Here is a 10,458-nt window from a genome sequence, read left to right as displayed (position 1 = left end):
GAGCCCGGTGCTCAGTAATGGGCACGCCGGGTTCGGAGAGCGACCCGAGGAAACGGGTCGGGAGCAATCCCGATACCGCGCCTCGGGTCGACTCTACTGCTGGGAATCTGACGAAAGAGTCGTGAAATAGGGCGAGGTGCCCTTTGGCCTGGGATGATGGGAGTTCTCTACGCTTCCAGCAGCCCAGTCAGAAGGACACCTCGTAAGTGCGATTCTTCCACGCCGCGGCCAAGACCGATGCGACCTTCGATGATGAGCACGTGATCGCCTACGGCGGGCTGGCCCCGGCCATGCGACTGGCCGAGCGACACGGCTTGAACGCCCTCGTCAACGAGCACGTGGCCCTCACCACCGCTGACGGGGTCAACGCGCCCGCGAAGGTCGCCTCGATCGTGGCGGGCATGTTGTGCGGCGCCGACAGCATCGACGACCTGGACGTGCTGCGCCACGGCGGCATGGACAAACTCTTCGACGGCATCCGGGCACCGTCCACGCTCGGCTCGTTCCTGCGCGCCTTCACCTGGGGAAACGTTCGCCAACTGGACAAGACCGCACGACAGTTGCTCATCAGCCTGGCCAGGAACACACCGCTGCTGCCGGGCGCGGACGTGCTGGCCTTCCTGGACCTCGACTCGATGCAACGGCGCACCTACGGCCATGCCAAGCAGGGCTCGGGCTTCGGCCACACGAAGATCCAGGGCAAGAGTGTGCTGGTGCGCGGGCTGAACGTGCTGGCCGCCACCCTGTCCACACCACTGGCCGCGCCGGTGGTGTGTGCAACCCGGCTGCGCGGCGGCAGCGCCAACTCCGCCCGCGGCGCCGCGTCCCTGCTGCGCGAGTCGATCCCGGTGGCCCGCGACAGCGGAGCGACGGGCACGCTGCTGATGCGGGGCGACAGCGCGTTCTACGCCGCCGAGGTGGTGGCCGCCTGCCGCGAACACGACACCCGTTTCTCCATCACCGCCAAGCTGGATCCCAAGGTCAAGGCCACGATCGCGGCGATACCCGACAACGCCTGGACACCGATCAAGTATCCGCGCGCCATCTTTGACGACCAAGCCGGCGGCTGGGTCTCCGACGCCGAGGTCGCCGAGACCACCTACACCGCCTTCACCAGCAAGACGGGCAAGGCCGCCACCGCCCGGCTGATCGTGCGCCGCGTCCGCCGGCTGGATGAGCAGGCCGCGGATGGCCAGGATGAGTTGTTCGCCGCCTGGCGCTACTATCCGATCTTCACCGACAGCCCCTACAGCCTGCTCCAGGCCGAGGAGCAGCATCGTGATCACGCGGTGCAGGAACAGGTCAACGCCGACTTGATCGACGGACCACTCGCGCACCTGCCGTCGGGGAAGTTCGCCGCCAACGCCGCCTGGCTCACCCTGGCGGCGATCACGCACAACCTGCTGCGCGCGCTCGGCTGCCTGGCCGGCGCTCAGCACGGGCGTGCCCGCGGAGCCAGTCTCCGCCGCCGGATCATCGGCGTTCCCGCCCGCATTGCCCGGCACGGCCGTGGCCACGTGGTCTTCCACCTGCCCCGGCACTGGCCCTGGCGACAAGCCTGGACCAACGCCTTCCACGCAACTCACCGCCCGCCACCGGCCCGCGCGGCCTGACCCGCCCCGAACACCAGGTCACCGCCCCACTCGACGACCCTTGCCGGTCACCCGCGCCACTCCAGCGCCCGCCCTCAGCCCCGACCTGCTGCCATGGACAGGCCGTGACCCGAGCACGGCGGGTTACCCACGCCCCGAATCTGGGCCACTACCTGCCGGAGCGGTCCTCGTCGAGAAATCGGACCGAGACATGATCACGAGAAATCAAGCCGTGGATTCAGGCTCAGTGACCGACTCGGTGAACGCCTTACGCGGACACAGGATTTCCTTGCACGCGAACTGCCGTTTATGCCAGCGCACGTGCAGTGCTTGCTCCCCATTGGGCAGGTCGCGGGGCCGGGTCGTGCGTCGCTGCCGCACCGATGTGGAGATCACTCCGCACTGCGGGCAGGCCGCCCACTCCTCGGGTCGTTCGATATGCACCACCCGCGCCGATTGCTGCTCATCCTGGGCGACGCGTTCCACCTTGACGACCGTGATTTCCGGCATGTCGAACAGGATCGAAGTACTGTCGTTCACAGCTCGTGGCCCCCGTCACTAACTGTCCTTGATCAACAGCCAGTGTTACGGGGTCACGAGCTCTCGCGTGTCAGGCCACGCCGACGCCCTTCCCCCTCAAGATCGAAGAGCCGGGAACAGCGCGGAAGCAGGTCGTTTCCTAGAAATAGCTAGAGGGTGTCTGAGAAGGGGTCGGCGAGTCATGCTGGCAGGTGTCGGGGGCGTAAGCCTGGAGGCGTGCGATGGTTCCTCGGCGTTCGTACCCGACCGATCTGTCCGATCGCGAGTGGGAAGTGCTCGCCCCGCTGGTCCCGGCGCCCAAGCTGGGTGGTCGGCCCGCCGTTCATGAGCGTCGGGAGATCGTGAATGCGCTGGCGTACTGGGTGCGGGCAGGTTGTGCCTGGCGGCTATCGCCCCATGACCTGCCGCCGTGGCAGACGGTCTACCACTACTGGCGTACCTGGCGGATAGAGGGCCGCTGGGAACAGATCCTGGCCCGCGTACGCGTACGCGAGCGTGATCGCGTCGGTGGCGGTCGTGACCCCACGCCCAGTGCGGGCATCATCGACAGCCAGAGCGTGCGGGCCACCGACCGGGGCGGCCTGCACGGTTACGACGGCGGCAAGAAGGTTTCGGGAGTCAAGCGGCACCTGCTGGTCGACACGCTCCGGTCATGGCCCGCCAGCTCCTCAAGTGAGAGGCGGGCCGTTCTCTGCATGCTCAGGCCCTGGCGAGGCCCAGCGTGCGCTCCGGAGTGTCCAGCCAGATCCGCTGGCCCTCCGGTGTGATGGTCATGCCGAACCGTTCCCGGCCCGGCTCGCCCCAGGACACCCACTGGGCGTAGGCGTCGGTGATCTCATCCCACAGGGACCGGTCGCCGAGCTGGTATGCGAGGTGGTCGCCGTCCGGGTCGTGAACCGCCGCCGCCCAGTGGGCCGGGTCGGCGGGGTCGACCATGTACAGCACGAAGCGGTCTTCCTCGTGGCCCTCGCGGATGTGCAGGCCGGTGAGAGCCGACATGGCCAGCCCTGCCTCCGCCGGGGCGTGCGCGATCGTGCGCGGGTCTACCTGGGTCGTGGACCGTCGGCCGCTGCCGTCGTCGTCGCGGACGGAGGATCCGTCCTGTGAGCGCATCATCATGTACGAGGTGTAGCCGGGGAACTCGCCGATGGCGACCCCGTCCGGCCTGACCACGAGCCGCACCGAGAAGTCGACGTCGAAGCCAGGCGAGAACGGCGCCACGATCAGGCCGCCCGGCCGAGTCTGCTCGACCCACGCGTACGGCAGCGCGTGGACGGCGCAGGTGGCGTGCACACGGTCGTACGGCGCCCCCTGAGCCCATCCGTCCGCCCCGTCACCGACGATCAGGTGCGGGTGCACGCCGGCCGCGGCCAGCGTCTTTTCCGCCTGCTCGGCGACCGCCTGATCGACCTCGATCGACGTTACCCGGGCCGCGTCGCCGACCAGGTGGGACAGCAACGCGGCGGTCCAGCCCGTACCCGTGCCGATCTCCAGCACCCGATCGCCCGGCTCCGGATCGAGCAGGGTGAGCAGGTCGACGACGGTCCCCGGGGCGGAGTTGGAGGAGGTGTAGCGCCCCTCCACCTCGCGGATGCCGGTCGTCCCCCGGTCGAGCTGCGTCACGATGGCGTCCGGCCCGTAGACCGCGGCCCACCAGGCGTCCGGATCTGCGTCCCGGTCGATGAGACGGGGGCCGCCTCTGGTGAGAGCGACCCCGATGGGAGGCACGAACAGATGCCGGGGCACGGCCCGCAGCGCCCTGGCGATGGTGTCACTGACCGGGCGGCGTTCGCTGATGACGTCGATCAGGCCATCAACGCGCGCGTCCAGGTTGAGGGTCACTTGCCGTCGCGGCTCCAAATCTGAGTGCATCGAGGGAGGTCTTCGATGCCGCCGCCTTCCGGGATCATTCCCCAGAGGAAGGGGATCAGGTACTGAGGCGGTTCGCCCAGGAGCGTGGCCAGTTCGTCCTCGGCGATGGTGAGGGCGAACGGCGAGCCCGGTCGACTCTGGTTCCAGCCTTGTTCGACGGCCCGCCGGATGCATCCGGCGACGAGGACAGGACGGACCGGGATCGTTCGCTGTCCTCGCCAGTTGTCCGGCCGGGCGCAGGGGAGGGACACGACGAGAACGCCTCCCGGCTCCTCGGCTCGCTCGACGGCGAAGGTGAGAGGATCCCAACTGTTGCCCTGGCCGCGGATCGGCTTGTGGCGGACGCGCCAGCGGTAGACGGTGCCGTCGACGGTGATGGGCCGCGAGCCCTTCTTCGGTATCGCCACAGCCGCCTCCAGGCGCCGACGAGAACTGATACAAGACGACCGCAAGCGTAACTGGTTGGGGACCGGGATGGATGGCCCGCCCCAGCGGTGTCAATTCGATCGACCGTGCTGACCGGGCAGCTCTCAACTCAGGCGGTGCACGATGCGAGGCTGAGATCAACGAGCCTGAATGGATACAACGACAGAAACTCTACACACTTCATACGAAAAAATAATCCCAGGGGATTTATGGCGCCTCGGGCCACTTCTCTTTGGGTGCGACGTACGTACCGCGGCCCTGAATCGTGATCACCCATCCGTCCTCGCGTAGAACTTCCATGGCACGGCGTACCGAACCGCGAGAAACGCCATGCTCCTGCTGCAGCGAACTCTCGGAGGGCACCGCCCGCCGCTCCTCAAGATCGCCGGCCTTGATTTTCTCCACGATGATCCCCGCCAACTGCACGTAGATAGGCATGGGGTCGAGCATGTCGACTTTCACGACTAACACGTTAATACACAGGGTGTACGGGCCTTACGCCTGATTCGTCTTATACGTTCTGTACGAGTTGGACGTGTTGGATGAGTTGCGCGTACTCTTGAAAAAATGGAAAGCCCGTCCCAGCGGCGCAAACGCTGAGACGGGTCCTTGATCGATCGGACACGGGAGGTCCGACCCATGGGCAACTCAATCACAGACCTACGATTCACACCCCTACTGGCAACCGACATCAAGGCCGTCCTGGAAAGGCACGGCTACCGGCTGCCGTCCGGCGGAGAACACGTCCGCGAACTGGTCCTGGTCCGCGTCGACGTCGTCCTCAGGAACCTCGTCGAGACCTTCGAGGGGAGGATCCGGTGACCGAACGCGGCGAGATCCCCGACTTCCACAGCCTGCACCCCCAGCCACGCAAGTCCGACCACATCAAGCTCGCCTGGTACGAACCCGCGCACCGGACACAGCGCATCCGCGTGGTCCTCCACACCTGCGAATGCCGCCACACCGTCTACGAGCTATGCGCCACCGCCGACCAGAGCTTCATCCGCCGCACGGACCGCGAGAAGGGAACGGTCCACGAAACCGCCTGGGCGCTGACCGCCGACGCCAGAGACACCTTCAACCGGATTCTCCTGGGTGAGGCCCAGTGAAAAGCGGCGCCCGCGGACGCCCGCGCATCCCTAGGCGTCCGCAGGCGCCGTCCGAAACGAGACCCTTTACGGTGACCATCGCCGGGACGGAACGGTTCGATGGAGAGGCACGCTACACCTGGGTCGTGGAGGCAGCTGACCTGCGGAGCGCCGTGAACAAAGCCCTGGCCTACCATGCACTCTCCCAAGACCAGCACTTGTGCAACCTGGAAGTCGATCTCCTGCACACGTTCGAAGGTGTGCCGCCCGAGAACTGCGCATACCACTGGAACGACATCAGGTGTAGCTCCGACTGAGTGGTACAGCCCGTGAGCTGGGCGGTTGCGGGCTGGAACGGATGGCCCGCCCCAGCCCCGCTGTTGCCGTGACATGGCCGTGAACAGAGCTGTGCCCCGGGCTGCGTGCTGGCAGAGGCAATCCCGGGGCTTATGTCGTCCACGTTACTAGGAGGCCGTGCCCGGCGCGAGGGGCGATCTTCGGAGGGTGCGTCGGGGGGAGACACGGCCTGACCGTCAACCTGGCCGTCGCGACACGGGCTGGGCGCGACGGCCAGGCGCATCGTTCAGCCCCTCGAGCTCGCGTAGCCGGGGGTGAACTCGACCGGCAGCGCGGACAGGCCGCGCATCTGGATGGACGTGCGCCAGATGAGTGCCTCGGGGGCCACGGCCAGCATCATGTCCGGGAGCCGGTCCAGGAGCACCTCGACGGCCGTGTAGGCGATGACCTCAGCCAGTTCGGGCGCCGGGTGCGGGCAGCCGTGCTCGCCGTGGCCGAAGGACATGTGCGCATGGTTTCCGGCCGGGCCGCCGTAGGAGTCGGGGCGTACCTGCGGGTCGGCGTTGGCTGCGGCCAGTCCGAGGATGAGCGCGTCTCCGGCCTTGATGCGCTGGCCGCCCAGGTGGGTGTCCTGTACGGCCCAGCGGCCCAGGCTGTTCTGGCTGGGCGAGTCCTCCCACAGGACCTCGTTCAGTGCCTGGCCCGCGCTGCGGCGGCCGCCCGACAGGGTGATGGCGAACCGTTCGTCGGTCAGCATCAGCCGCAGCGTGTTCCCGATCCAGTTCGCGGTGGTGTCCTGGCCTGCGGTCATGGTCAGGATGAGGTCCTGGATGATCTCATCGTCGCCGAGCCTGGCGGGGTGTGCCAGGAGGCGCGAGGCCAGGTCAGGGCCGGGCATCTCGCGCTTGGTGTCGAGCAGTCGCTGCATCGTGGCCTGGACCCGCTGGTAGGCCTCCATGGCGCCCTCGCCGCCGTTCAGCGTCGCGCTCACGTCGCCCACCAGGCGTAGCGTGTCGGGTTCTGACAGGCCGAACGTCCCGGCGACGACGAGCAGCGGCATCGGGTGCGCGTACTGGGACATCAGGTCGGCCCGGCCGTGCCCGGTGAACGCGTCGATGAGTTTGTCGGCGATCCGCTCGCACTGCGATCGCAGCTCGAACTGGTCGATGGCCGCGAGCGCCTCGCTGACGGCCCCGGCTCGCCGCTGGTGCTCGGCACCTTCGGTGAACAGCAGCGACGGCTGATAGGCGATGTAGGCCATCAGCGGCCAGTCGGGCGGGATTCGGTCCCAGGCGTTCCACCGGCGCGAATCGCGGGCGAACAGCTGGGGACTGCTCAGGACGTAGCGGAGCTCGCGGTACCCGATCACCAGCCAAGCCGGGATGTCGCCTTCGAGCAGGACCGGGACAACCGGGCCATGCCTCAGCCGCATTTCCCGGTAGAGCTGGGCCGGTTGCTGTTGGTACTGCGGGCCGTACAGCGGCATGGCGCCCGGATGAACGTGAAAGCCCGTGGGCGCGGGCGCGCCGGGGAACCATGAGGTCGGGTCGGGTGTGTGGAAGGCGTTGGTCATCGGGTTACCCCACGAGCGGTGGACATCGCGTACAGGTGGTTGACGAGAGCGATCAGCACGGCCTTGCTGGAATCACGCCGGCGGGCGTCGCAGTCGATCAGCGGGACCTCGTCGGACAGGGACAGCGCGTCACGTACCTGTTCGAGAGGGTGCGTCGGCTCACCGAAGTTGTTCCGGGCGACGATGAACGGCATGCCGTGGTGTTCGAGGCGGTCGATGGCATACCACGAGTCGCTCAGGCGGCGGACGTCCACCAGGACGACCGCGCCGAGGGTGCCCGAGAACAGCCGATCCCACAGGAACCAGAACCGCTCCTGGCCTGGAGCTCCGAACAGGTAGAGCACCATCTGCTCGTTCAGGGTGATCCGGCCGAAGTCGAAGGCCACCGTGGTCGTGGACTTGGCCTCCACCCCACGCGCGTCGTCGACTCCGAGACCCGCCTGCGTCATGGTCTCTTCGGTGCTCAACGGACGGATCTCGCTGACCGAGCGGACCATGGTGGTCTTGCCCACGCCGAAACCGCCGACGATCACGATCTTGAGTCCGGTGGTCGCCGTGCTCAGGAGCGGCGTCCGGTCGGGTCGATCAGAGCTTCTGGAGTCCAACGAGCACCTGCTCCAAGATTGCGGGGTCGGGCAGTTGCGCCTTGGCGGGAGCAACTCGCGGGTGACGAGCGGTGATGCGGCCGGTGTCGAGCAGGTCGCACAGCAGGATCCGGACGACCCCGATGGGCAGCCCCAGTTCGGCCGACACCTCCACGACCGCCATCGGCCGGCGGCACATCAGCAGGATCCTGGCGTGTTCGGACTGCATGCCCGGCGTCGGATCGCACTCGCTGACGATGAGGCTCACCACGTCCAGGGCGTTCTCGTCCACACGGCTGCGGCCGCCGGTGACGGTGTACAGGCGGTCCGGGTTCTCGCCGTGGACGCGCCGCGAGATCACAGCGCTCGGCTCTGCTGAGGCTGGCGCGGCGGCGCGGTCAGATAGTCCCCGATCTGCTCCACCAACTCGTTCATGTTGTGGCCGATGACGCCGGGGTCGGCGTCGTCGGTCGCCACGACGGCGAGATGGGCTCCTTCGCCCGCCTCCACGATGAACAGCAGTCCGCCGTGGAACTCCGTCATCGACTGCCGCAGCCCGCCGCTACCGTCGCCGAACTCGATGGACGCGCCATGGGACAGACTCTGAATGCCCGAAGCGATGGCGGCCAACTGGTCGGCGCGGTCGACGGACAGCCCGCGCGTGTGGGAGAGCTTGAGGCCGTCCTTCGACAGCACCAGGGCGTACCGGGTCTGCGGCGTCCTTTCCAGGAGGTTCTCCAGCAGCCAAGCGAGGTCGCGGTCTGAGGTTCTCATCGGATGTGCGGGACGGTCACCCCACTGGGAGGACGGCCCCTCCCTCCAATCGGGCTATTTGTCGCAGTTGATCCGGCTGTGGCATCGGGACGGCGGTCATTGGGTGTCCCCTTCCGGGTGGGTAGGGGTACCGCTGTCGATGCCGGTCCCCCGGCTGGCTTGGCGGAAAGCGCTGAACTTGGCGGGGTCGGAGCGGGGGCGGGTGGTCTTGGCCGGCGGTGTGGCCGGCTGGGCCGTCGGGGCGGCCGCCGCGAGCGTCTGGCCGCGCCGCCGCTTGGGCAGCCCGTACGGCTCACCGTCAGGAAGAGCCGGGGCGGGCACGGAAATCGGGCCGGTGGGCGCGGATGAGCCGGTGGGCTGAGCCGGTGCGGACGTCGGGCCGGTGGGCTGAGCCGGTGCGGCGTGCCGGGCCGGTAGGGCGGGGGGCGACTGGCGGCTGGGGACGGCCTCGTCGTGCGGCTCGTACGTCGGGGAGTTCCGCGCGACCTGCGCGACCAGTTGCTGCGGGACCATGACGACCACTCCCGTTCCGCCGCGCGAGGAAGGCCTGAAGGAGACCACCAAACCGTGCTTGCGGGCGAGGCAGCCCACGACCGCGAGGCCCAGCCGGGTGCCTGACAGCGTCGTCAGGTCCAAGGGCTCGGACGAGACGGCCTGCCGGGCCCGGCTCAGTGCGGCGGGGCTCATGACGAGACCGCAGTCCTCGATGGTGATCACGATGCCCGTGCTCACCTCTTCCACGTACACGTGCACCTCCTCGGAGGGAGGCGAGAAGCTGGTGGCGTTGTCCATCAACTCGGCGAGGGCGTGCATGATGCCCTCCGCGGCGTACCCGGCGATCGCGACGGTGCTGGAGGAGTGCACCCGGACCCGCTGGTAGGCGTTGATGCGGCCGACCGCGCCGCGCATGATGCTCTCCATCACGATCGGCTTGGTCCAGCGCCGGCCGGACCGGGCGCCGGTGAGCACCGCGATGCTGTCGGCCAGCCGGCCCGCCTGCGCGGTGCTGTGATCGAGCTTCAGCAGGTCGCCGAGCACCTTCTCGTCGTGGCGTTCCTCCATCTCGCGGAGATCGGCCAGCATGCTGGTGGCCAGCGCCTGGACCCGGCTCGCGGCGTTCGCGCAGGCCGACATCGCGGCCGCGCGCATGCGGTCTCCCTTGCCGATCTCCTGCGCCAGCGTCCAAAGGATGCGCTGATGGGACAGGTCGGCGGGTCGGTTGATCTCGGCGAGCGCGGTGTCCGCGGAGGCTCCCTCGCGCAACCGCTGGACCAGGGAGGGCAGGGTCTGGTCGGCGAGCCGGGCGATGTCCGCGTCCATCGATGCGAGACGGTCGCGGAGCTTGCGGGTCTGCTGCCTGCTGAACATCGTGATCGCGATGGCGGCGCACAGCAGGACGGTGGCGACCCCGAGGCTCCAGGCGAGGAGCGTGCGTCCCTCAGGCGGTGCCAGGGCCACTACCAGCAGGGTGGCGCCTCCGATGACGACCACGGCGGCCGACGGCACGAGCAGGGCTTGACCCGTCGGCAGGCGTGCTTCCTGACGGCGAACAGGTATCTGTACTGACATCGAGCAGTTCCTCGTCGGCGTTTGTGACGGGAGGTTGGACGGTCGGCGAAGACTTTGATCAAAATCGTACGGGTAATCTTCGCTCTTTGTGGGCACTTGGTCACCAAAGGCTGCAATTCACCACAGAAGTGCCCTGGAGGCTC

The 10,458-nt window shown here is 67.9% G+C and carries 14 protein-coding genes; 5 read left to right on the top strand and 9 right to left on the bottom strand.

Going from position 1 to position 10,458, the window contains the following annotated elements:
• The first annotated feature begins 206 nt into the window (after positions 1-206).
• Positions 207-1,613: an IS1380 family transposase gene (locus tag ACFOY2_RS30530; RefSeq protein WP_379531542.1), complete on the top strand. Its 1,407-nt coding sequence runs from the start codon at positions 207-209 to the stop codon at positions 1,611-1,613.
• A 204-nt stretch (positions 1,614-1,817) separates the two neighbouring features.
• Here the strand turns inward: ACFOY2_RS30530 and ACFOY2_RS30525 are convergent, their stop codons facing one another.
• The gene (locus ACFOY2_RS30525; RefSeq protein ID WP_379531541.1) at positions 1,818-2,132 is read right to left on the bottom strand and encodes a transposase family protein; all 315 of its coding nucleotides are present in this window, start codon (positions 2,130-2,132) and stop codon (positions 1,818-1,820) included.
• 221 nt (positions 2,133-2,353) lie between these two features.
• On the opposite strand from ACFOY2_RS30525, the gene ACFOY2_RS30520 reads away from it, so the two are divergent.
• Entirely contained in the window at positions 2,354-2,899 is a 546-nt protein-coding gene (locus ACFOY2_RS30520) for a transposase (RefSeq protein WP_379531540.1), read from the top strand.
• Here the strand turns inward: ACFOY2_RS30520 and ACFOY2_RS30515 are convergent.
• From ACFOY2_RS30515 to ACFOY2_RS30505, 3 genes are all read right to left on the bottom strand, one after another.
• Complete coding sequence (locus ACFOY2_RS30515; protein ID WP_379531539.1) at positions 2,832-3,974, bottom strand: methyltransferase domain-containing protein; 1,143 nt, start codon at positions 3,972-3,974, stop codon at positions 2,832-2,834. The two genes, ACFOY2_RS30520 and ACFOY2_RS30515, sit on opposite strands and share 68 nt — an antisense overlap.
• Positions 3,971-4,411: a hypothetical protein gene (locus ACFOY2_RS30510; RefSeq protein WP_379531538.1), complete on the bottom strand. Its 441-nt coding sequence runs from the start codon at positions 4,409-4,411 to the stop codon at positions 3,971-3,973. The genes ACFOY2_RS30515 and ACFOY2_RS30510 overlap by 4 nt, the downstream gene beginning before the upstream one ends.
• A gap of 226 nt (positions 4,412-4,637) precedes the next feature.
• Positions 4,638-4,892: a GntR family transcriptional regulator gene (locus tag ACFOY2_RS30505; RefSeq protein ID WP_379531537.1), complete on the bottom strand. Its 255-nt coding sequence runs from the start codon at positions 4,890-4,892 to the stop codon at positions 4,638-4,640.
• Positions 4,893-5,069: 177 nt separating this feature from the next.
• On the opposite strand from ACFOY2_RS30505, the gene ACFOY2_RS30500 reads away from it, so the two are divergent.
• The 3 genes from ACFOY2_RS30500 to ACFOY2_RS30490 all read left to right on the top strand — a co-directional run bounded on the left by ACFOY2_RS30500 (position 5,070) and on the right by ACFOY2_RS30490 (position 5,835).
• Complete coding sequence (locus tag ACFOY2_RS30500) at positions 5,070-5,252, top strand: hypothetical protein (RefSeq protein WP_379531536.1); 183 nt, start codon at positions 5,070-5,072, stop codon at positions 5,250-5,252.
• Positions 5,249-5,539, top strand: coding sequence for a hypothetical protein (locus ACFOY2_RS30495; protein WP_379531535.1), 291 nt, complete (start codon positions 5,249-5,251; stop codon positions 5,537-5,539). Before ACFOY2_RS30500 ends, ACFOY2_RS30495 begins: the two co-directional genes overlap by 4 nt.
• A gap of 71 nt (positions 5,540-5,610) precedes the next feature.
• Positions 5,611-5,835, top strand: a complete 225-nt coding sequence (locus ACFOY2_RS30490; RefSeq protein ID WP_379531534.1) for a hypothetical protein — start codon at positions 5,611-5,613, stop codon at positions 5,833-5,835.
• 266 nt (positions 5,836-6,101) lie between these two features.
• Here ACFOY2_RS30490 and ACFOY2_RS30485 read toward each other — a convergent pair whose 3' ends face one another.
• The 5 genes from ACFOY2_RS30485 to ACFOY2_RS30465 form a co-directional block, all read right to left on the bottom strand.
• Positions 6,102-7,388, bottom strand: a complete 1,287-nt coding sequence (locus ACFOY2_RS30485) for a cytochrome P450 (protein WP_379531533.1) — start codon at positions 7,386-7,388, stop codon at positions 6,102-6,104.
• Positions 7,385-7,993, bottom strand: coding sequence for a GTP-binding protein (locus ACFOY2_RS30480; protein WP_379531532.1), 609 nt, complete (start codon positions 7,991-7,993; stop codon positions 7,385-7,387). The genes ACFOY2_RS30485 and ACFOY2_RS30480 overlap by 4 nt, the downstream gene beginning before the upstream one ends.
• Positions 7,974-8,330 carry a DUF742 domain-containing protein gene (locus ACFOY2_RS30475; protein ID WP_379531548.1) on the bottom strand — a complete coding sequence of 119 codons (357 nt, stop codon included), beginning with the start codon at positions 8,328-8,330 and terminating at the stop codon, positions 7,974-7,976. The genes ACFOY2_RS30480 and ACFOY2_RS30475 overlap by 20 nt, the downstream gene beginning before the upstream one ends.
• Positions 8,330-8,746: a roadblock/LC7 domain-containing protein gene (locus ACFOY2_RS30470; protein ID WP_379531531.1), complete on the bottom strand. Its 417-nt coding sequence runs from the start codon at positions 8,744-8,746 to the stop codon at positions 8,330-8,332. The genes ACFOY2_RS30475 and ACFOY2_RS30470 overlap by 1 nt, the downstream gene beginning before the upstream one ends.
• Positions 8,747-8,842: 96 nt before the next feature.
• Positions 8,843-10,315, bottom strand: coding sequence for an ATP-binding protein (locus ACFOY2_RS30465; protein ID WP_379531530.1), 1,473 nt, complete (start codon positions 10,313-10,315; stop codon positions 8,843-8,845).
• Between the last annotated feature and the right edge of the window lie 143 nt (positions 10,316-10,458).

This window comes from Nonomuraea purpurea (assembly GCF_042650645.1).
Lineage (GTDB): Bacteria > Actinomycetota > Actinomycetes > Streptosporangiales > Streptosporangiaceae > Nonomuraea > Nonomuraea purpurea.
Note: the sequence above shows the minus strand (reverse complement) of the source record. Positions and strands in the feature narration are given on the sequence as shown.

What these genes read in the sequence shown, in the direction of transcription:
- ACFOY2_RS30520 (WP_379531540.1), top strand. Translation starts at nt 2,354, where the DNA reads ATGGTTCCTCGGCGTTCGTACCCGACCGATCTGTCCGATCGCGAGTGG.
- ACFOY2_RS30500 (WP_379531536.1), top strand. Translation starts at nt 5,070, where the DNA reads ATGGGCAACTCAATCACAGACCTACGATTCACACCCCTACTGGCAACC.
- ACFOY2_RS30485 (WP_379531533.1), bottom strand. Translation starts at nt 7,388, where the DNA reads ATGACCAACGCCTTCCACACACCCGACCCGACCTCATGGTTCCCCGGC.
- ACFOY2_RS30470 (WP_379531531.1), bottom strand. Translation starts at nt 8,746, where the DNA reads ATGAGAACCTCAGACCGCGACCTCGCTTGGCTGCTGGAGAACCTCCTG.
- ACFOY2_RS30465 (WP_379531530.1), bottom strand. Translation starts at nt 10,315, where the DNA reads ATGTCAGTACAGATACCTGTTCGCCGTCAGGAAGCACGCCTGCCGACG.